The following is a 19,942-nucleotide window of genomic DNA, read 5'->3' as shown; positions in this document are numbered from 1 at the left end:
GGCGATCCCGTCCGCGGGACCGAGGCTCCGGAGCCGCGGATCGCCTGCGGAACAGACGTCAGCGCTGGGAACGACTGCGGTCGAGGGCGAACAGGTGCCCGGCGAAGGCGAGGGCCGCGCCGAGCGCGATGCCGACGCCGATGCCCGCGCCGATCCCGATGCCGGGGAAGACGAGCGCGCTGGCGAGCCCGAGCAGCAGCCCGAGGACTCCGCCGCCGATCGCCCAGGCCATGCTCAGTCCACCCGCTCCCAGGGCGCCGGGATCGGGTAGTACTCCTCGAGGAAGTCGATCACGGCGCGGGTGCGCACCTCCGCCGAGATCTCGGGGAAGCTGCCGTCGTTGAGGCAGAAGAAGTCGACGCCGCGGTTCTTCAGCAGCTTCTTCATGTCCTTGAGGCCCTGGTGCATCGTCGTGTCGACGTACTTCACCGAGGCGTTCTCCTGCACCACCGCGCGGCCGGTCATCAGCGCGTAGTAGTGGTAGAGCGAGTTGGTGACGGAGACGTCGCTCGCCGAGCGGAAGCGGCTGGCGGCGGTCGCGGTGAACTCCGGCTCGAACTCGGTCTCGAGCTCGGCCATCACGCTCTTGCGGAGCGGCGTGGCGGCGTGCTCGAGGTGCCGGGTCGTCATCGCGCCGAAGCGCTCGCGGAGCAGGCGGCGGTTGACGCGCGCCGCGTTCTCGAACCCGCTGCGGGAGGCGTTGGAGTCGCCCATCCCGATGCGGGTGGTCGCCTCGATGAACTTGGTGATCCCGCCGGGCGAGAAGAAGATCGACGGGTCGACGGGCCGGCCGAAGAACATGTCGTCGTTGGAGTAGAGGAAGTGCTCGGCCAGGCCCGGGATGCGGTGCAGCTGGCTCTCGACCGCGTGCGAGTTGTGCGTGGGCAGCACCGAGAGGTCGCGGAAGTGGTCCTCGCTGCGGACCAGCGTGACGTCGGGGTGCTCGTCGAGCCAGCGCGGGCGCGGCGAGTCGGTGACGATGTAGATGTGCCGGACCCACGGCGCGTACATGTAGACGCTGCGGAGGGCGTACTTGAGCTCGTCGATCTGGCGGAAGCGCGCGGGGGCGTCGTCGCCCTCGCCGACGACGTAGCTGGCCATCCGGGCGGCGCGGGCGCGCTGGAACTCCAGATCGGTGCCGTCCACCCAGGAGAAGACGATGTCGACGTCGAAGCGGATGTCGCTGACGAGCGGCTCGAACATGCCCTCGAAGGTCGGCCAGGTGCGGCCGTAGGCCTCGACGTGCGCGTCGATCGCCTCGGCGACCGGGAGGCTGCTGCGCATCAGCGCGTTCTCGGCGGGAGTGGTGATCTCCTCCTCGCCGACCTTCCAGAACTCGAGGCGGACGCCGCTGCGGGCGCCGTAGCGGAGCGAGCCGCTCGAGGAGACGCGGGGGCGGAAGAGCGAGAAGACCGCCGCGCGCGGATACGGGGCGATGGCCCCCTCCGCCAGGAGCAGCGGCGGGGTGCCGCGCTTGTCGAGCGTCTTCACGTAGAACGGCTCGGTCGCGAAGGCGCGCGCGAGCAGCGTGGCCAGCTCGGCGCCGAGCGAGCGGTCGATCGCGAGGAAGGGCGCGCCCTTCGTGCCGCGGATGAGACGGTAGGGGAACTCCGCCTCGTCGAGCACCTCGCCGAGCGCGATCAGGTCCTCAGTCCAGGCCGCCTGCGGGGTCGTACTCGAGTTGACCAGCGAGAACAGACCGGCATGGACGACCACGTCGTCACGGTCGAAATGGCGCGGACGCAGGAGGGCTGACGGCAGAGGACGGACGGAAGGCATGATTCACATTATCCGCCGCCCGTTTCGTGCGGATGACCGTCCTGCTCAGCTTGACAGGGAGTGCAGCCGCTCCAGGGCCGCGTCCCCGGCGCGCGCGGCCTCCCGGGCCCGGCTCTCCTGGCGGGCCGAGGCGACCCCGAGGGCGAACGCCGGCTCGCCGCGGCGGGCCGCGACGAGGGCGTGCCCGCGGAGCACGTCGCGGGCGGCGAGGGCGTCGCGCTCCTCCCCCAGCGCGTCGGCGACGGCCTTCGCCGCCTTGGCGATCCGATGCTGCGTCGCGCCGACGGCGTCCGGGACGACCGCGCTCCAGGCCTCGGTGACGTAGCGCAGGCGCTTCGCGGCCTTGCGCAGCTCGTGCCGGGCCTCGACGTCGTCTCCGCCCGTCCGGGCCGCGTCGACGCGCGAGACCTCCTTGGCGAGGGAGCGGCGGACGAGCTTCTTCGCGCTCGTGCCCGCCTTCGCGGTCCGCGGCGGGTCGGCCAGCAGGGCGTCGAGCGCGGCGAGCAGGGCGAGGTAGCGGGCGCCGCGCAGGGTCTTGGCGACCCGCTGCAGGGAGATCGTGTGCCGACGCTCGGTCGCGTCGAAGAGGGTGCTACCGGCGACGGCCTTCGCGGGCAGTCCCTCCCCCGCCTCGTCGACGGCGCTGCGAAGGCGGGCCGCGAGCACCTCCTCGTCGCGGGCGGCGCCGAGGACGCCGGCGAGCCAGCGCAGCTCGTCGCGCAGCGGATCGAGGGCCTCGCGCTCCAGCACGGAGCGGGAGGCGGCGAGAACGCTGCGCAGGCGCCGGGTGTGCAGGCGCATCCGGTGCAGTGCGTCGTCGGCCTCGAGGCGCACCCGCGGATCGACGGCGCGCAGGCCGGTGAGGAGCTCGCGGATCGCGGCGAGCGCCACCTCCCCGCCGTCCTGGGGTGCGGGGTGCGCGTCCTCGATCGGACCGCCGGTGGCCCGGGCCAGCTTCGAGGCGCTCTCAGCGGGGCGGGCGCCGGCGGCGAGCAGTCGCTCCTCGATCGCGTCGAGGACGGCCTCACCCTCGGGGCCGTGGACGTCGACGAGCTCGACCTCCCACTCCCGCCAGCGCCGCTCGAAGCCCGAGCGCTGGTCGTGCGCGATGACCAGGTCGTCGGCGATCTCGGCGAGGCGGCGGCCGGCGGAGTCGGCGACGCGGGTGATCGAGCGGACGGTCTCCAGGGTGGCGAGCGGCTCGAGCCGCGCGCGGCCGACGTGGCCGAGCACCGGCTCGCGGACCTCGGCCGGCACGGTGCGGGAGGCGGTCAGCGGGGCGTGGATCTCGGTGCGGCCGGCCGAGCCGGGCAGCTTGACGTGCCAGCCCTCGTCCTCGCCGCCCTCGCGGCGGCGGAGCGTGATCCGCCCGCGGGAGAGCGCGCGGTCCGCGGTGTCGAAGTACTGGGCGGACAGGCGGACGGGCTCCTCGGCGAGCGCCGTGGCGACGGTGCCCGCGCCGGTCAGCTCCGGCAGGGCGGTGTCGGCGTCGACGTCGTACTTCCGCTCCACCTCGGTCTGCACGCGCCGCGGCGCCTCCGCCTTCGTCCGGTCCGCACGCTGAGCCATGGTCCATTGTGCGCACGCGGACGGCGCTCCCGGCGGCAGGCCCGCGGCGGGGCGCGAGGTCGGCCTAGGCTGGAGCGATGACCGCGCCCGTCCCTCCCGTCGCCCGCCGTGTCCCGCTCGAACGCCGTCACCACGGCGATCTGGTGGTCGATCAGTACGAGTGGCTGCGGCAGAAGGAGGAGCCCGAGGTGATCGCGCACCTCGAGGCCGAGAACGCCTACACCGACGCGCTCCTCGCTCCCCTCGCCCCGCTCCGCGAGCGCCTCTTCGACGAGATCCGCTCGCGCACGAAGGAGACCGACCTCTCGGTCCCCGTCCGCGAGGGCGCCTGGTGGTACTTCTCCCGTTCCTACGAGGGCCGCCAGTACGGCGTGCACTGCCGCGCGCCGATCTCCGGCCCGGACGACTGGACCCCGCCCTCCATCGCCGAGGGCGGACCGCTCGAGGGCGAGCAGGTGGTGCTCGACGGCAACGTCGAGGCCGAGGGCCACGAGTTCTTCTCGCTCGGCAGCTTCGACGTCTCCGCCGACGGGCGCTACCTGCTCTTCGGCACCGACGTCGAGGGCGACGAGCGCTACACCCTGCGCATCCGCGACCTCAGCACCGGCGAGGACCTCCCCGACGTCGTCGAGGGCACCGGCGGCGGCGCGACCTTCGGCGCCGACGCCCGCTTCGTCTTCTACCCGACTGTCGACGAGTCCTGGCGGCCGGACACGATCTGGCGGCACGCCGTCGGCACCGAGTCGACCGCCGACGAGGTCGTCTTCTCCGAGCCCGACGAGCGCTACTGGATCGGCGTGGGCCTCACCCGCAGCCGCCGCTTCCTCGTCATCGAGATCGGCAGCAAGATCACCAGCGAGTGCCTGCTGCTCGACGCGGAGGACCCGACCGGCGAGTTCCGTTCGGTCTGGCCGCGCCGCGAGGGCGTCGAGTACGAGGTGGACCACGCCGTCGTCGACGGCCGCGACCGCCTGCTGATCGTGCACAACGACGGCGCGCTCGACTTCGAGATCGTCGAGGAGCCGGCCGACCTCGCGCTCTCCCCCGAGGAGCGGGCGGCCGAGCGCCGCGTCCTCGTCCCGCACACCCCGGGCCGCCGGATCGAGGGCGTCGACGCCTTCGCGCGGCACGTCGTCGTCTCCTACCGCGAGGCGGGGGCGACGCGCCTCGGCCTCCTGATCGACGGCGACGGCGGCGCGCGCCTGGACGAGATCGTCTTCGACGAGCCGCTGTACGACGCGGGTCTCGCCGGCAACCCGGAGTGGGAGCAGTCCGCGCTGCGGCTCGCCTACACCTCGTTCGTCACCCCCTCCACGGTGCTCACCCTCGACGTCGCGACCGGCGAGCGGACCGTGCTCAAGCAGCAGCCGGTGCTCGGCGACTACGACCCGGCGCGCTACGAGCAGCGCCGCGAGTGGGCGACCGCCGAGGACGGCACGCGCATCCCGCTGTCGCTGGTCTGGCGGAAGGACGCGGCGGCGCCCGACGAGGCCCCCGCGCCGCTCCTGCTCTACGGCTACGGCTCCTACGAGGCGAGCATCGACCCCGGCTTCTCGATCGCGCGGCTGTCGCTGCTCGACCGCGGCGTGGTCTTCGCCATCGCGCACGTCCGCGGCGGCGGCGAGATGGGGCGCTCCTGGTACGAGGAGGGCAAGACGCTCGCCAAGCGGACCACCTTCACCGACTTCGTCGACGCGGCGCGGCACCTCGTCGAGGCCGGCTTCACCACGCCGGAGCGCCTCGTCGCGCAGGGCGGCTCGGCCGGCGGCCTGCTGATGGGCGCGGTCGCGAACCTCGCCCCGGAGGCCTTCGCCGGGATCCTGGCGCAGGTGCCGTTCGTGGACGCGCTGACCTCGATCCTCGACCCGTCGCTGCCGCTGACCGTGATCGAGTGGGACGAGTGGGGCGACCCGCTGCACGACCCCGAGGTCTACGCGTACATGAAGTCGTACTCGCCGTACGAGAACGTGCGCGAGGGCGTCCGGTATCCGCGGATCCTCGCGACGACGAGCCTCAACGACACCCGCGTGCTCTACGTGGAGCCGGCCAAGTGGGTCGCCCGGCTGCGCGAGGTCGGCGCACCGGCGCTGCTCAAGATCGAGATGACGGCCGGGCACGGCGGCGTGAGCGGGCGCTACGAGCGCTGGCGCGAGGTGGCGTTCGAGTACGCCTGGATCCTGGACGTGCTCGGGCTGGCGGAGGAGACCCGCTCCTGAGCCGGGGATCCGGATCGGGCGGGCGCGCCGCAAGCCCCACCGGCGCGTCGATCGCGCCGCGTAAGGTTCGGGGTGCCGACCGAGGGGAAGTGCAGAGATGAGCGCAGGACTGTCGATCGACCGGGCCGCGGCCTGGGTCGCCGATCAGCGGTGGTACGCGAGCAAGGGGCGCCGCCCCGAGCTGGAGATCCGGGGCGAGTGGCGCCTGGAGCGCGGTGACGGCGACGTCGTCGTGCACCTCGTCATCGACCGGGCCGGCTCGAGCCCGGTGCTGTACCAGGTGCCGGTGACGGTGCGCTCGGCGCCCGTCGCGGGCCTCGAGGACGCGCTGATCGAGAGCGACGGCACCCGCTTCGTCTACGACGGACCCCGCGACCCGCTGTTCGCGCGGGCGCTCTTCGAGCTGATCGCCGACGGCGGCTCCTCCGACGCGGAGGGCGCCCTGGGCGGCGCCCGCGCCGAGGGACACCGCCAGCCCGGCGCCGTGATCGGCGCGTTCGCGTCGTCGCGGATCCTCAGCGGCGAGCAGTCGAACACCTCGATCATCGTGCAGACCACGGCGGAGGACGGCTCGGCCGGCACCCCCGTGATCGTCAAGGTCTTCCGCGCGCTGCACCACGGCGAGAACCCGGACGTCACCGTGCAGTCGGCGCTGAACGCGGCGGGCAGCACGCTCGTGCCGCCGGTGATCGGCAACGTCACCGGCGAGTGGGACGACCGCGGCGAGCCGACCGGCCGGGCCTTCGGGCACCTCGCCTTCGCGCAGGAGTTCCTGCCGGGCGTCGAGGACGCCTGGCGCGTCGCGCTCGAGGCCGTCGCCGGCGACACCGACTTCACCGGGCCGGCGCGCGAGCTGGGCCTGGCGACCGCGCAGGTGCACTCCACCCTCGCCGAGGTGATGCCGACCGAGGACGCGACGCCCGAGGTCGTGCAGCGGATGATCGCGACCATGCGCCGCCGGCTGCGGATCGCCTCCTCCGAGGTGCCCGTCATCGCCGAGGACGCCGACGCGATCGACGCGGTCTTCCAGGCGGCCGAGCAGGCCCCGTGGCCGCGGCTGCAGCGCATCCACGGCGACTACCACCTCGGCCAGGTGCTGGCCGTGCCCGGCCGCGGCTGGGTCCTGCTGGACTTCGAGGGCGAGCCGCTGCGGCCGATGCACGAGCGGCTGCTGCCGGACATCGCACTGCGCGACGTGGCCGGGATGCTCCGCTCCTTCGACTACGCGGCGGGCGCGCACGAGCAGGCGTCGCCGGGCGACTCCCGGGCCGCCTGGGCGCTGGCCAGCCGCCGCGCCTTCCTCGAGGGCTACACCGAGGAGGCGGGCGACGCGGTCACCGCGCACCGCGCCGTCCTGGACGCCTTCGAGCTCGACAAGGCCATCTACGAGGCGATCTACGAGGCGCGCAACCGCCCGGAGTGGCTGTCGATCCCGGTGACCGCGGTGCAGCGGCTCGTCGGACGCTCGTAGGGTGCAGGTATGACCGCACGCGACGAGACCAGCGACGCCCCCGACTCCGCCCGCCACGAGGACGGGCCGCTCGACCCGCTGAGCGACTTCAGCATCCCCGGCGACACCGACCTGCATGTGGACGGCGACGCCTCCGGCGCCGACGGCCGGAAGGTCGCGGAGCCCTCCGAGGACGACTCGGCCGAGTAGCTCGGCCGACGGCGGATCTCGATACGCCCGCTCCGCGGGCTGCTCGGTCACCATGTGGGCCCGCTTCGCGGACTGCTTCCTCGCACGATCACCCATGCTGGTCGAGCAGCCCCGCAGGGGCGTATCGAGACCCGCCATCACCAGCACTCCCGGCGACAGCGGATCTCGGCACGCCCGCTCCGCGGGCTGCTCGATCAACAGATGGGCCCGCTTCGCGGACTGCTTCCTCGCACGATCCCCCATGCTGGTCGAGTAGCCCCGCAGGGGCGTATCGAGACCCACCATCGCCTGCACTTCGGGCGACAGCGGATCTCGATACGCCCGCTCCGCGGGCCACTCGATCAGCAGGGGTGGCGGATGCGGGACGCCCTGCCGCAGAACGTCGGCGGAGAGGGGTCGTCGTCGCTCATCAGAGATGACCGCGGCTCCCAGCTGATGTTCTGCTCGGGCCGGGCGGCTCAGCGCACCGGCGCGAGCGGCGTGACTGCCGGGCCCTCCAGCACCGTGCCGTCGGCGGCGAAGCGCGAGCCGTGCAGGGGGCAGTCCCAGCTGCGCTCGGCGTCGTTCCAGGTGACGACGCCACCCAGGTGCGGGCAGACCGCCGAGACGGCGCAGCGGCGGCCCTCGACCGTCGAGACGGCGACCGGCTGGAGCCCGTCGCGGGCGAGCGCGCCGTGCCCCTCCTCCGGCACCACGTCCACCGACCGCGGCGCGCGCAGGGCCGACCAGTAGCCGTGGGCGTACCAGGCGCCGACCGCGGCGAGCGCTCCGGCCCCCTCCGCCATCACCCGGGGCAGCGTCGGGCGGCGGTGCAGGGTCTTCGCCCACGCCGGTGTCTCGCCCCTCGAGTCGCCGACGAGCGTCAGCGCCGCCTGCACCGCATTGGTCATCCCCCACTTGTCGTAGCCCGAGGCGAAGAAGATCCGCCCGCGGCCGCGCGGCAGCCAGCCGACGAACGGCACGCGGTGGAACGCCTCGTAGTCCTGCGCGCTCCACTGCGCGACCGGCTCGGCACCGGGGAAGGAGCGTCGGGTCCAGGCGATCAGGTCGTCGACGCTCTCCTGCGTCCGCGCCCTCCGGCCGACGACGTGGCCGTTGCCGCCGATCAGCAGCAGCCGCTCCCTGTCCCGGTCCACGTCGCGGATCGAGCGCGAGGGCCCGTCGACGGAGAGGTACATGCCGTCCGGGATCGTCTCCGCGCCACGGAACGCCACCGCGTAGGAGCGCAGCGCGACCTGCTTGGCGAAGTAGAGCCCGCGGTCCAGGATCGGGGTGCCGGTGAGCAGGTACGCCCGCTCGCCGGTCACCTCGCCGGCGCTGGTCCGCACGCGCACGGGCGAGGACGCGCGCATGCCGAGCGCGCGGACGCCCTGCACGAGCACGCCGCCCGCGGCCCGGAAGTCGGCGGCGAGCGCCGTCAGCACCGCCATCGGATCGAACTCGGCCTGGTCGTCGAGCGCCACGGCGGCGGTGCTCGGGAAAGGCGTGTCCAGCGCGCCGACGAGGCGGGTGGCCAGACCGAAGCGGCGGGCGGTCTCGTGCTCGCGCAGCACCGCGTCCACCCCGTCGGGGGTCTGGGCGTAGCTGTACGCGGTGCGGCGCTGCACGGGCACGCCGGCCTCGCGGAGGTAGTCGACGAGCCAGGTGAAGCCCGCGAGGTTGGCGGCGACGTAGGCCCGGGTGACCGCGGGGGTGTTGCGGGCCGCGATCTTCGAGAGGTGCGTCCCCTGCAGGAGGCTGAGCTTCGCCGTGCTGCTGCCGGTCGCGACCTCGCCGACCTCGCGGGCCTCGAGGACGAGGACGCGGCGGCCGCTGCGCTGGAGCAGGAGCGCCGTCACCAGCCCCGAGAGGCCGGCTCCGACGATCACGTCGTCGTAGTGCGCGCCCGGCACGAACGCGTCGCCCGGGATCGGCGCGGCGTCCTGCCGCCAGAGCGAGGTCCGCTCGATCGCCGGCACATCGATTCGCTTCATCGGGTCTCCCTGCACTCGGGCCGCGGAGGGCGGCTCGGACCGACGCTACGCGCGGCGGCCGGACCCGTCAGGGTGTTGACAGCGCGCGCGGCCGTCGGCGGCGGCTCAGAGCCAGCCCCAGCGCTTGAACAGCCGGTGCAGGACCACGCTCGAGGCGACCATCAGCCCGAGCGCCGCCGGGTAGCCCCAGGCGAGGTGCAGCTCGGGCATCGCGTCGAAGTTCATGCCGTAGACGCTGGAGATCATGGTCGGCGCGAAGAAGATGGCGGCCCAGGCGGAGATCCGCTTGACCTCGTCGTTCTGCTGGTTGCCCGCCTCCGCGAGCTTCTTCATGTCCTCGTTCTGGCGCTGCGCGACCAGCGTGGCGTTCACCGCGAGGATCTCGCGGAGCGTCGTCCGGAAGCCCTCGACGCGCTCGTCCACGACGGCGACGTGGTCGGCGACGTCGCGGAGGTAGCGGCGGAGCTCGACGTCCTCGCGGAAGACGTCGAAGTCGGTGACCAGCCGCCCGAGCATGCCGGTCAGCGGACGGGTCGCCCGCTGGAAGTCGAGCACCTCCTGGGACAGCTCGTAGATGCGCCGGGACACGGCGGGGTCCCCCTCGAAGACCTGCGCCTCGATCTCGTCGATGTCGTTCTCGAGGCCGGCGACGACCGGGGCGTACTGGTCGACGACCGCGTCGAGGATCGCGTAGAGGACCGCCACCGGGCCCTTGCGCAGCAGCTCGGGGTCGGCCTCCATCCGGCGCCGGACCAGGGAGAGGTCGGGCTTCTCGGAGTGGCGGACGGTGACGACGAAGTTCGGCCCGACGAAGAGGTGCAGCTCGCCGAAGTCGACCTCCTCGCGCTGGTCCGCGTAGCTCGCGGCCCGCAGCACCACGAACATGTCGCTGCCGTAGCGCTCGAGCTTGGGCCGCTGGTGCGCGCTGATCGCGTCCTCGATCGCGAGCGGGTGCATCGAGAACTCGTCCTCGAGGGCCGCCAGCTCGGCCTCGGTCGGACGATAGAGGCCGATCCAGGCCATCGCGTCCGGCAGCTTCTGCAGGGCGGCGAGCGCCTCCGGGATGCTGTGCGGCGAGACGACGCGCCGGCCGTCCTGGTAGATCGCGTTGTCGACGGTGCTCCGGCGGACCGGCTCCTCCTCGGGGCGGATCCGCTCGATCGGGCTGGTGTCCTCGGCGGCGGCGCGGGTGCGCGAGCCGAGACCGAGGAGGGTCGAGGGCACTCGGGGCAGCTTCACGCGGGGCCTCCTTCGATCGACCGACGACCCATTCTGCACCCGCGGGTGAACGGGAGGTGTCCGGCGCCGACGGCTCGGCCGGCGTCCGGTGTCGGAGCCGCTCAGTAGCCTGGAGGGGCACGACAGGGAGCGCCACCGCACACCCGCAGACCCCGCGAAAGGACGGTCGTGAAGCTCCTGCACACCTCCGACTGGCACATCGGCCGCACCTTCCACGGCCACTCGAGCGTCGCCGCGCTGGGCCTCGTGCTCGACGCACTGGTCGAGACGGTGCGCTCCGAGGCGGTCGACGTCGTCCTGATCGCGGGCGACGTCTTCGACTCCGCGGTGCCGGCGGCCGAGCACTACACCCTGCTCACCCGCACGCTCGAGGCGATCCGCGCGGCCGGCGCCGAGGTCGTGCTGACCAGCGGCAACCACGACTCCCCCGCCCGGCTGGGCTTCCAGGCCGGGCTGCTGCGCGGCTCCGGCGTGCACGTGCTCACCGATCCCGAGGCGTACGCGGAGCCGGTCGTCCTCCGCGACGGGCACGGGGTCGAGGTCGGCGTCTACGGCATCCCCTACCTCGAGCCGGCCCTCTACCGGCACCGGCACCCGGAGGAGTCGCTGCGCCGCCACGAGGACGTCCTCGCCTTCGCGATGCGCCGCATCCGCGCGCACGCCGAGGCGGCCGGGCGGCGCTGGGTGGTGCTCGCGCACTGCTTCGCCGTCGGCGCCCCGGCCGGCACGGTCGAGCGCGACATCACGGCCGGCGGGATCGACTACGTCTCGGTCGACCACTTCGCCGCGGCCGACTACGCGGCGCTCGGGCACATCCACGGGCGGGCGACCCTGCTGCCGAACGTGCGCTACTCCGGCGCTCCGCTGCACTACTCGTTCGGCGAGGCCTCGAAGCCGCGCGGCGGCTGGCTGGTCGAGCTCGGCGCCGACGGGCTCGGCGAGGTGTCCTGGTCGGCGCTGCCCGTGCCGCGGCGGCTGAGCGTGATCGAGGGTCGGCTGGACGAGCTGCTGAGCGACCCGTCGCTTGCCGAGTACGAGCCGGACTGGGTCTCGGCGGTGCTGACCGACGACGTCCGCCCGCTCGACGCGATGGCGCGGCTGCAGTCCCGCTTCCCCGGCTGCGCGACGCTCGAGCACCGGCCCCCGCACGCGGCGGTCGACGAGCGGCGCTACGCCGAGCGGATCCGCGGGCGCAGCGACGTCGAGGTGATCGACGACTTCCTCGCGCACGTCCGCGGCGGGCACGGCGCGAGCGAGACCGAGCGCGCGCTCGCGCTCGACGCGCTGGCGCAGGTCGACGCCGAGGCGCTGCGGTGAGGATCCGCCGCCTCTCCTTCGCCGGCCTCGGCCCCTTCCGCGCGGAGCAGGAGATCGACTTCGACCGCCTGGAGGACGTCGGGATCTACCTGATCGCCGGACGCACCGGCGCCGGCAAGTCGACGATCCTCGACGCGATCAGCTTCGCGCTCTACGGCTCGGTGCCGCGCTTCGACGGCACGGCCTCGCGGCTGCGCAGCGACCACAGCGCCCCCGAGGACGAGACCTTCGCCGAGCTCGACTTCGAGGCGGCCGGCCGGCTCTACCGGGTGCGCCGCTCACCGGAGTACGAGCGGCCGGCCAAGCGCGGCGGCGGCACCACCCGCCAGGCGGCGAAGGTCGCGCTGCTCGAGCACGTCGACGGCGAGTGGCGGGGGCTCTCCTCCAGCGCGCGGGAGACGGGGGCCGACATCGGCCGGATCGTCGGCCTGACCAAGGACCAGTTCCTCCAGGTCATCCTGCTGGCGCAGAACCGCTTCCACGAGTTCCTGCTCGCGAAGAACGACGACCGGCAGCGGCTGCTCCGCACCCTCTTCGCGACGGAGCGCTACGACCTGCTGCGCCGGCGGCTCGTCGAGCAGCGGCAGGAGAGCGGAGCGGCGCTCGAGGAGGAGCGCGCGGCTGTGACGGCGCTGGCCGACGAGGCGGTCCGGCTCACCGGTGACGAGGAGACGGCGCCGACACCGCCCGATGCGGAGTGGTTCCGCGCCCTGGTGACCCGGCTCGACGCTCCCCTCGCGCTCGCCCGCGACGAGGTGGCGGAGGCCGACGCCGCGTTCCGCGCGGCCGAGACCGCCCGGGACGAGACGCGGCTGGTGAAGCGGGCACAGGACCGCCGCCGGAGCGCGCTGATCGAGGCCGAGGAGCTCGCGGTCGCGGAGTCGCTGGTCGTGCAGCAGCGCGAGCGGATCGAGCGCGCGCGGCGGGCGGACGGGGTGCTGCCGCTGCTCAAGGGCGCGCGCACGGCCGCCGAGCGGGCCGTCGCCGCCTCCCGGAGCCGCGACAGCGCGGCCGAGGCGTTCACGGCCGCCTTCGACGAGCCCGCGGACCGAGCCGCGGCCACCCGGGCCGCGGAGCGCCTCGCCGGAACGCTCGGCGCGCTCGCCGATGCGCTCGCCGACGAGCGCGGCTTGCCCGAGGCGGTCCGCCGCGCCGAGCGGACCGTCACCGCACGGGAGCGGTCCGCCGCCGCGCTGGCCGTCCTCGAGCGCGAGCTGCGGGCGCTGCCCGCCCTTCTCGACGCGCTCTCGGCGGAGGAGGACGCGCTCGCGCCGGACGCGACGGCGCTGCCGGCCCGCACCGAGGAGCTGGCCGCGCTCGAGCGCCGGATCCGCGCCGCCGCCGAGCGTGCGAGTGCCGCGACCGTGCTTGATCGCCTCCGCTCCGCCCACGCCGAGGCGGCCCGGGCGCACGGCGTCCGCGCCGCAGAGCACGCCGAGCTGGTCGCCCGCCGCTTCGCGGGCTTCGCCGGCGAGCTGGCCGGAGCGCTCGTTCGCGGTGACCCGTGCCCGGTCTGCGGCTCCTGCGAGCACCCACAGCCCGCCGAGCACGGCGAGCTGCCGCCCGTCGGCACCGGCGAGATCGAGAAGGCGCGCACCGCCGTCGACCGCGCCGCCGCCGCGATGGACGCTGCCCGCGAGGCCGAGAGCGCCGGCGCGCTCGCCCTGGCGGCCCTCGAGGAGCGGGCCGGCGCCACGACCGCCGAGGAGCTGCAGACCGCCCGCGCCGAGGCCGAGATGCGGCTCGCCGCGTCCCGGAGCGCCGCGACGCGGCTCGAGGAGCTGCGGCGCGAGCGGTCGGACCTCCGTCTCCGCAGTGACGACCTCGCGGCGGCCCTCGACACCGCCCGCGCCGAGCACCAGCGCCTCAGCTCCGACGCCGCCCTCGCCGCCGAGGCGCTGCGCCTCCTGCGCGAGCGGATCGACGCCCACCGCGACGGCGCCGCCAGCATCGCCGACCGCGTCGCGGCCCTCACCGCGCAGCGCCGCCTGGCCGAGGCGCTCGTCGAGGCCGAGGACTCGGCGACCGCCCGCCGCGAGGCCGCCGAGAGCGCCGACGTCCAGCTCGCCGAGGTGGTCGCCGACCGCGGCTTCGCGAGCGCCGACGACGCCGAGTCCGCCGCCCTCACCTCGGGTGAGCGCGCCCGCGCCGAGGCCGTGGTCGCCGAGCACGAGCGCCGCCGCAGCGCCGTCGACTCGGTGCTGGCCGACCCCGAGCTCGCCGGCCTGCCGACCGCCCCCGTCGACCTCGCCGCCGCGGAGGAGGACGCGCGCGCCGCCTCCGCCCGCCGCGACGAGGCCCGCTCGCGGCACTCGGTGCTCGAGCACCGCGCCGCCCGGCTCGCCGAGCTGGCCGTCCGCGCCGAGGAGCGCCTGGGCAGCCTGGACGCGCGCCTGCGCCGGCACGAGGAGCTGCGCGCCCTCGCCGAGACGATCGACGGCCGCGGGCAGAACACCCGCCGGATGGACCTCGAGGCCTTCGCCCTGGCGGGCCGGCTCGAGGAGATCGTCGCCGCCGCGAACCTGCGGCTGAACGCGATGACCAGCGGCCGCTACGCGCTCGTGCACGACGACTCGCTCGCCTACCGCGGCGCCGCCTCCGGGCTCGGGATCGACGTGCTCGACGCCTTCACCGGCGCCCGCCGGCAGCCCGCGTCGCTCTCCGGCGGCGAGACGTTCCTCGCCTCGCTCGCCCTCGCCCTCGGCCTGGCCGACGTGGTCACCATGCAGTCCGGCGGCGTCTCGCTCGAGACGATGTTCATCGACGAGGGCTTCGGCTCGCTCGACGCCGAGACCCTCGAGACCGCGCTCGGCACCCTCGACGCGCTGCGCTCCGGCGGGCGCACGATCGGCCTGATCAGCCACGTCGACGCGATGCGCGAGCGGCTGCCCACCGGGCTGAAGGTCGTCGTCAGCGACCGCGGCGACAGCAGGATCCTCACGGCGTGACGGAGCGACCCGCTAGGGTCGTCGGCAGTGACACGGGGTGCCCACCAGGGCTGAGATGAGACCCGTCGAACCTGATCTAGTTCGTACTAGCGAAGGGATGTCGCGAATGAGCATTCGCACGCCTGCCCACCCGACCATCCTCGACGGCGCAGCCGTCGCCCGACACCTCGGCGAGCTGCGCCGCGCAGCGCCGCTCGTGCAGTGCATCACCAACGCGGTGGTCACCGGCTTCACCGCCAACAGCCTGCTGGCTCTCGGCGCGAGCCCCGCGATGTGCGATCTGCCCGGCGAGGCCGGCGTCTTCGCCGGCATCGCCTCCGCGACGCTGGTGAACCTCGGCACCCCGCACGCGGAGCAGCGCGACGGCGCCCGCGAGGCCGTCGCGGCGGCGAGCGCGGCCGGCACCCCCTGGGTGCTCGACCCGGTCGCCGTCGGCCCGCTGCCGGTGCGCACCGCGCTCGCGGCCGAGCTGCTCGAAGCGCGACCCGCGATCATCCGCGGCAACGCCTCCGAGATCCTCGCCCTCGCCGGCCTCGGCGCGGGCGGTCGCGGTGTCGACGCCGTCGACGGCCCGGAGGAGGCGCTGGAGGCCGCGAACGCACTCGCCCGCCGCTCAGGAGCCGTCGTCGCCGTCTCGGGAGCCGTCGACGTCGTCACCGACGGCGAGCGCGTGGTCCGCGTCACCGGCGGGCACCCGCTGCTCACCCGCGTCACCGGCGGCGGCTGCGCGCTGGGAGCCGTGATGGCCGCCTTCCTCGGCGCCGGCGGCTCCGACCCGCTCGGCGCCGCGGTCGCCGCGTCCGTCGTCTGGGGCCTCGCCGCCGAGCGCGCCGCCGAGACCGCCGCCGGCCCCGGCTCGTTCGCGGTCGGCCTCCTCGACGCTCTCGCCGCGCTCACCGCCGACGAGGTCGAGAGCGGGGCGCGGATCGCATGATCGACCTCTCGCTCCAGCTCGTCACCGACACCCGCCTCTGCGGCCCGCGCGGAGTCCCGGCCGTGGTCGCCGCGGCCGTCGCCGGCGGTGTCCGCGTCGTCCAGGTCCGCGACCACGAGGCGACCGCCGCCGAGCTCGTCGCCCTGACCTGCGCCGTCGCCGCCGTCCTCGACGAGCGCACGACCCTGCTGGTCGACGACCGCGTCGACGTCGTCCTCGCCGCCCGCCTGGCGGGAGCCCGCGTCGACGGCGTGCACGTCGGCCAGTCCGATCTCCCGGTCCTCGCCGCGCGCAGCATCCTCGGCGCCGGCGCGGTGATCGGCCTGACCGCGAACACCCCGGCCCACCTCGCCGCCGCGCACGCCCTGCCCACCGGCACCGTCGACTATCTCGGCGTCGGCGTGATCCGCGCGACGGCGACCAAGCCCGACCACCCGGTCCCGCTCGGCATCGACGGCTTCGCCGCCCTCGCCGCCGCGACGCCGCTCCCCTGCGTCGCCATCGGCGGCGTCACGGCCGGCGACGCCTCGGCCCTGCGCCGCGCCGGCGCGGCCGGGCTCGCGATCGTCTCGGCGATCTGCGCGGTGGACGATCCGGAGTCCGCGGCCCGCGCCTTCCGAGCGGAGTGGGACCGATGAGCGCCGCGCTCCCGCAGCCCCGGCCGATCCCCCGCGTCCTCAGCATCGCCGGCACCGACCCGACCGGCGGCGCCGGCATCCAGGCCGACCTCAAGTCGATCGGCGCGCTCGGCGGCTACGGGATGGCCGTGGTCACCGCCCTCGTCGCGCAGAACACCCGCGGCGTGCGCTCGATCCACCTGCCGCCCGCCGCCTTCCTCCGCGAGCAGCTCGACGCGGTCAGCGACGACGTCGAGATCGACGCCGTGAAGATCGGCATGATCGCGAACGCCGAGCTGGGCGGGATCATCGCCGCCTGGCTGGACGACGTCCGCCCGCCGCTGGTCGTCGTCGACCCGGTGATGGTCGCGACCAGCGGCCACCGCCTGCTCGACCCCGAGGCGGAGGAGGCGGTCCGCGCGCTCGTCCGCCGTGCCGGCCTCGTCACGCCCAACCTCCCCGAGCTGGCCGTGCTCGCCGGAGCCGAGCCGGCCGCCGACTGGTCCGCCGCGCTCGAGCAGGCCCGCTCCGTGGCCCGGGATCTCGGCACCGCGGTCCTGGTGAAGGGCGGGCACCTCGACGGCCCGGCGACGCCCGACGCGATCGTCACCCCGGACGGCGGCGTGCGCGAGGTGCCGGGCGAGCGTGTCGCCACCCGCAACACCCACGGCACCGGCTGCTCGCTCTCCTCCGCGATGGCGACGCTCCTCGCCGGCGGCGGGACGACTCCGGACACGCTCACGCAGGCGCTGACCGAGGCGAAGGACTGGCTGAACGGGGCGCTCCGCGGGGCCGACGGACTCCGGGTGGGCAGCGGCAACGGCCCGATCGACCACTTCCACCGCCTGCGCGCCCCGGCGTTCTGCGAGCGGATGTGGGCCGAGACGGAGCAGCTCCGCGCCGAGATCGACGCGCTTCCGTTCGTGACAGCGCTCGGCGACGGCTCCCTCACCCGCGACGACTTCGAGTGGTACCTCGAGCAGGACGCGCTCTACCTCACCGAGTACGCGCGGGTCCTCGCGATCGCCGCTCAGCGGGCGCCGAGCACCGCCGAGCAGGTCTTCTGGGCGGAGTCGTCGGCCTCGGCTCTGGCGGCGGAGGCGCAGCTGCACCGCGACCGCCTCGGCGAGCGCACCGCGACGGCCTCCCCCGTCACCCGCGGCTACGTCGACCACCTGCTCGCGGTCGGCACGAGAGGGAGCTACGGCGAGATCGTCGCCGCGCTGCTGCCCTGCTTCTGGCTCTACGCAGACATCGGCGAGCGCCTCGCCGCGGCGAACCGGCCCGGGCACCCCTACGCGGACTGGCTCGTCACCTACGCGGATCCTGCCTTCGCCGTCGCGACCGAGCGCGCGATCGCGATCACCGAGGCGGCCGCCGCCCGCGGCACGAACGCGGAACGCGCCGCCATGGGCGACGCGTTCCTGCGCTCGAGCGTGTTCGAGCGCGACTTCTTCGCGGCTCCGCTCAGCCGATCGCCTCGCGGAGGACGTGCATGAGCGCGTCCAGCTGAACCGTGTCGGCCGAGGCGACCTCGGCGTCCGCGCCGTCGAGCGCGCGGGCGGCGAGGCCGGCCTTCGCGTCGATCAGCTCGGCGATCTTGGCGTCGATCGTGTGCGCCGCGATGATGCGCCAGGCCGTGACCGGCTCCTCCTGGCCGATGCGGTGCACGCGGTCGATCGCCTGCGTCTGCTCGGCCGAGGTCCAGGACAGCTCGGCCAGGACGACGTTGGACGAGGCCTGCAGGTTGACGCCGACGCCCGCCGCGGTGAGCGAGCAGACCGCGACCGACACGTCGGGGTCCTCGTTGAACGCGTCGATCTGCGACTGGCGGAACGTCGCCGACTGGTCGCCGCGGATCGAGACGGAGGTGAGATCGCGCTTCTCGAAGGTCTCCTCCGCCTGGTCCATCACGTCGATGTGCTTGGCGAAGAAGACCACCTTGCCGACCGAGCGGGCCAGCTGCGAGGCGTAGTCGGCGGCGAGCGCCGCCTTGGCCTGGCCGATCCGGCGCACCATCGTGAAGACGTTCTCGCCGGTCTTGGCCGACTTCGACTCCTCGAGCTCGCTCTGCGCGACGATGCGGACGAAGCGCTCGCGCTCGTCGTCGTCGAGCTCGTGCGTGATCGACGCGGTGACGGCCTTGTAGCGCTGCAGCATCCGGGCGCCGAGCTCGCGCTCCGCCTTCTGGATCGAGCGGCCGAGGTCGTCGTCCAGCTCGACCGGCAGGTCGACGATCCGCTTCGAGGGCAGGTCCGCGGCGACGTCGATCTTCTTCCGCCGGACGATGCCGAGGTCGATGACCGCCTCGCGCGCCTCCGGGTAGAAGCCGGTGTCCGCGGGCGTGAGCCCGGTGTCCTCGAGCAGGCTCATCAGCTCGGGCCCGGGCTTGGTCTCGTCGATCCAGCCGAGGAAGCGCCAGATCGCGCGGAAGTCGTCCACGTCGTTGATCAGCGGCGTTCCCGTGAGGGCGATCATCAGCGGGTCGTGGCCCGGCGTCGTCTCGCGGATCTTCGCGGCCAGCGCCAGCACGCTCTGCGAGCGCTGCGAGCGGAGGTTCTTGATGAAGTGCGCCTCGTCGACGACCATGCCGCGGAAGCCGAGGCTGCCGAGCCAGCCGATGTGCCGGTCGAGGATGTCGTAGTTGACGATCACGACGTCGGCGAACGCGTCGAGCGTGCCGCCGTCGCCGTGGATGACGGTGGCGCGGCGCTGCGGCGTCCAGCGCTCGACCTCGCGCGCCCAGTTCATCTTCACGACGTTGGGCACGACGGCGAGCAGCGGGTACGAGCCGGTGACGGAGGCGGCGAGCAGGCTCTGCGCCGTCTTGCCGAGGCCCGGCTCGTCGGCGAGCAGGAAGCTGCGGTGCCCCTCGCGCGCGCCCTCGATGAAGCGCGCCTGGTGCGGCATCAGATCGCGACCGCGCGGCGTCACCCGGTCGATCTTCGGCGGCTCGGGCAGCTCCATGCTGGCGGCGCGGCCGCCGGCGCCGTACTCGAACGCCTTGAAGAGCGGACCGAGCAGCTCCCAGTCGTCGAGGCGACGGCGGGCGGGGGTGGGCGCGCTGGCGATCGAGAAGTCCGGCGGGAGGAAGGGGTTGGCGAGCTGTCGGGCGCGCACCGACGGCGGCACGACCTGGTTGACCGGCACCTCGGGCTTGGGCTCCGGCTCGGTCACGATCAGCAGCTCGTCGGGGCTCAGCTCGGCGCCGGCCTCCAGCAGCCAGTCGCGGCGCAGCTTCTGCGCGGCCGCGGTGATGCCGGCCTCCGACTCGAGCAGGGCGATCAGGCTGGTGTCGCGCGCCGCGGTCTTCGCGAGGATCGTCGCGATGCCGTCGAGGCGCTTCATCTCCTCCGCGCGCTGCGAGTCGCTCAGCTCGGTGTCGCTCTTCACCCGCTTGCGCTCCTCGCGCATCAGCAGGGCGATGACGAGGAACTTCGTGCGATTGGTGGGCCCGACCTTGCCGGTCTGGGCCTTCGCCTCGAGCTCGCGCACGCGACGGGCGAGGATCGGGATGATCCCGGAGTTGTCGACGCCGCGCGGGCGCGATCGGGGCCGAGTTCCCGGGCTCGCGCTCGTCGAACGACGCGACTGACCGGACTGACGCTGGCCGCTGCGAGCCATGCTCCTCCTCGACGTGGACGGGGGCGGAGGAGGGGTTCCCGCGCTCTACCGTCGCATTGCACTGTG

14 protein-coding genes and 1 riboswitch are annotated in these 19,942 nt (G+C 74.3%); of the genes, 8 read left to right on the top strand and 6 right to left on the bottom strand.

Features of this window, described 5'->3' with window-relative positions; translation table 11 throughout:
* Window positions 1-58: 58 nt before the first annotated feature.
* The 3 genes from C1I64_RS19955 to C1I64_RS03640 form a co-directional block, all read right to left on the bottom strand.
* Window positions 59-232 (bottom strand): hypothetical protein, encoded by a 174-nt coding sequence (locus C1I64_RS19955; RefSeq protein ID WP_164874432.1) that lies wholly within the window; start codon window positions 230-232, stop codon window positions 59-61.
* Between the two features lie 2 nt (window positions 233-234).
* On the bottom strand, window positions 235-1,716 hold the full coding sequence (locus C1I64_RS03645; protein ID WP_243581813.1) for a stealth family protein: 1,482 nt from the start codon (window positions 1,714-1,716) through the stop codon (window positions 235-237).
* A gap of 108 nt (window positions 1,717-1,824) precedes the next feature.
* The gene (locus C1I64_RS03640) at window positions 1,825-3,348 is read right to left on the bottom strand and encodes a CYTH and CHAD domain-containing protein (protein ID WP_127886237.1); all 1,524 of its coding nucleotides are present in this window, start codon (window positions 3,346-3,348) and stop codon (window positions 1,825-1,827) included.
* Window positions 3,349-3,425: 77 nt separating this feature from the next.
* On the opposite strand from C1I64_RS03640, the gene C1I64_RS03635 reads away from it, so the two are divergent.
* From C1I64_RS03635 to C1I64_RS03625, 3 genes are all read left to right on the top strand, one after another.
* Window positions 3,426-5,564 carry a S9 family peptidase gene (locus C1I64_RS03635; protein WP_127886236.1) on the top strand — a complete coding sequence of 713 codons (2,139 nt, stop codon included), beginning with the start codon at window positions 3,426-3,428 and terminating at the stop codon, window positions 5,562-5,564.
* Window positions 5,565-5,661: 97 nt separating this feature from the next.
* Window positions 5,662-7,035 (top strand): maltokinase N-terminal cap-like domain-containing protein, encoded by a 1,374-nt coding sequence (locus C1I64_RS03630; protein ID WP_127886235.1) that lies wholly within the window; start codon window positions 5,662-5,664, stop codon window positions 7,033-7,035.
* 9 nt (window positions 7,036-7,044) lie between these two features.
* On the top strand, window positions 7,045-7,224 hold the full coding sequence (locus C1I64_RS03625) for a hypothetical protein (RefSeq protein ID WP_127886234.1): 180 nt from the start codon (window positions 7,045-7,047) through the stop codon (window positions 7,222-7,224).
* A 458-nt stretch (window positions 7,225-7,682) separates the two neighbouring features.
* On the opposite strand, the gene C1I64_RS03620 is transcribed toward C1I64_RS03625, so the two are convergent.
* Both C1I64_RS03620 and C1I64_RS03615 read right to left on the bottom strand, forming a co-directional pair.
* Window positions 7,683-9,197, bottom strand: coding sequence for an FAD-dependent oxidoreductase (locus C1I64_RS03620; RefSeq protein ID WP_127886233.1), 1,515 nt, complete (start codon window positions 9,195-9,197; stop codon window positions 7,683-7,685).
* A 105-nt stretch (window positions 9,198-9,302) separates the two neighbouring features.
* Window positions 9,303-10,436 (bottom strand): magnesium and cobalt transport protein CorA, encoded by a 1,134-nt coding sequence (locus tag C1I64_RS03615; protein ID WP_123702982.1) that lies wholly within the window; start codon window positions 10,434-10,436, stop codon window positions 9,303-9,305.
* A 168-nt stretch (window positions 10,437-10,604) separates the two neighbouring features.
* On the opposite strand from C1I64_RS03615, the gene C1I64_RS03610 reads away from it, so the two are divergent.
* From C1I64_RS03610 to thiD, 5 genes are all read left to right on the top strand, one after another.
* Window positions 10,605-11,753 carry an exonuclease SbcCD subunit D gene (locus C1I64_RS03610; protein ID WP_127886232.1) on the top strand — a complete coding sequence of 383 codons (1,149 nt, stop codon included), beginning with the start codon at window positions 10,605-10,607 and terminating at the stop codon, window positions 11,751-11,753.
* Window positions 11,750-14,701 carry an AAA family ATPase gene (locus C1I64_RS03605; protein WP_127886231.1) on the top strand — a complete coding sequence of 984 codons (2,952 nt, stop codon included), beginning with the start codon at window positions 11,750-11,752 and terminating at the stop codon, window positions 14,699-14,701. Before C1I64_RS03610 ends, C1I64_RS03605 begins: the two co-directional genes overlap by 4 nt.
* Before the next feature lie 23 nt (window positions 14,702-14,724).
* Window positions 14,725-14,816: riboswitch (TPP riboswitch) on the top strand.
* Window positions 14,808-15,635: a hydroxyethylthiazole kinase gene (gene thiM, locus C1I64_RS03600; protein WP_127886230.1), complete on the top strand. Its 828-nt coding sequence runs from the start codon at window positions 14,808-14,810 to the stop codon at window positions 15,633-15,635. Its footprint overlaps the riboswitch before it by 9 nt.
* The gene (gene thiE, locus C1I64_RS03595; protein ID WP_127886229.1) at window positions 15,632-16,273 is read left to right on the top strand and encodes a thiamine phosphate synthase; all 642 of its coding nucleotides are present in this window, start codon (window positions 15,632-15,634) and stop codon (window positions 16,271-16,273) included. Before thiM ends, thiE begins: the two co-directional genes overlap by 4 nt.
* Window positions 16,270-17,751 (top strand): bifunctional hydroxymethylpyrimidine kinase/phosphomethylpyrimidine kinase, encoded by a 1,482-nt coding sequence (gene thiD / locus C1I64_RS03590; protein ID WP_127886228.1) that lies wholly within the window; start codon window positions 16,270-16,272, stop codon window positions 17,749-17,751. Before thiE ends, thiD begins: the two co-directional genes overlap by 4 nt.
* Here the strand turns inward: thiD and C1I64_RS03585 are convergent.
* Window positions 17,720-19,876: a DEAD/DEAH box helicase gene (locus C1I64_RS03585; protein WP_127886227.1), complete on the bottom strand. Its 2,157-nt coding sequence runs from the start codon at window positions 19,874-19,876 to the stop codon at window positions 17,720-17,722. The two genes, thiD and C1I64_RS03585, sit on opposite strands and share 32 nt — an antisense overlap.
* Window positions 19,877-19,942: the final 66 nt, after the last annotated feature.

The organism is Rathayibacter festucae DSM 15932 (assembly GCF_004011135.1).
Classification (GTDB): domain Bacteria; phylum Actinomycetota; class Actinomycetes; order Actinomycetales; family Microbacteriaceae; genus Rathayibacter; species Rathayibacter festucae.
Note: the sequence above shows the minus strand (reverse complement) of the source record. Positions and strands in the feature narration are given on the sequence as shown.

Bases quoted from the DNA above. Each gene is read 5' to 3' on its own strand.
- C1I64_RS03620 (WP_127886233.1), bottom strand. From the start codon at position 9,197: ATGAAGCGAATCGATGTGCCGGCGATCGAGCGGACCTCGCTCTGGCGG.
- thiE (WP_127886229.1), top strand. From the start codon at position 15,632: ATGATCGACCTCTCGCTCCAGCTCGTCACCGACACCCGCCTCTGCGGC.
- thiD (WP_127886228.1), top strand. From the start codon at position 16,270: ATGAGCGCCGCGCTCCCGCAGCCCCGGCCGATCCCCCGCGTCCTCAGC.
- C1I64_RS03630 (WP_127886235.1), top strand. From the start codon at position 5,662: ATGAGCGCAGGACTGTCGATCGACCGGGCCGCGGCCTGGGTCGCCGAT.
- thiM (WP_127886230.1), top strand. From the start codon at position 14,808: ATGAGCATTCGCACGCCTGCCCACCCGACCATCCTCGACGGCGCAGCC.
- C1I64_RS19955 (WP_164874432.1), bottom strand. From the start codon at position 232: ATGGCCTGGGCGATCGGCGGCGGAGTCCTCGGGCTGCTGCTCGGGCTC.
- C1I64_RS03635 (WP_127886236.1), top strand. From the start codon at position 3,426: ATGACCGCGCCCGTCCCTCCCGTCGCCCGCCGTGTCCCGCTCGAACGC.
- C1I64_RS03585 (WP_127886227.1), bottom strand. From the start codon at position 19,876: ATGGCTCGCAGCGGCCAGCGTCAGTCCGGTCAGTCGCGTCGTTCGACG.
- C1I64_RS03625 (WP_127886234.1), top strand. From the start codon at position 7,045: ATGACCGCACGCGACGAGACCAGCGACGCCCCCGACTCCGCCCGCCAC.
- C1I64_RS03640 (WP_127886237.1), bottom strand. From the start codon at position 3,348: ATGGCTCAGCGTGCGGACCGGACGAAGGCGGAGGCGCCGCGGCGCGTG.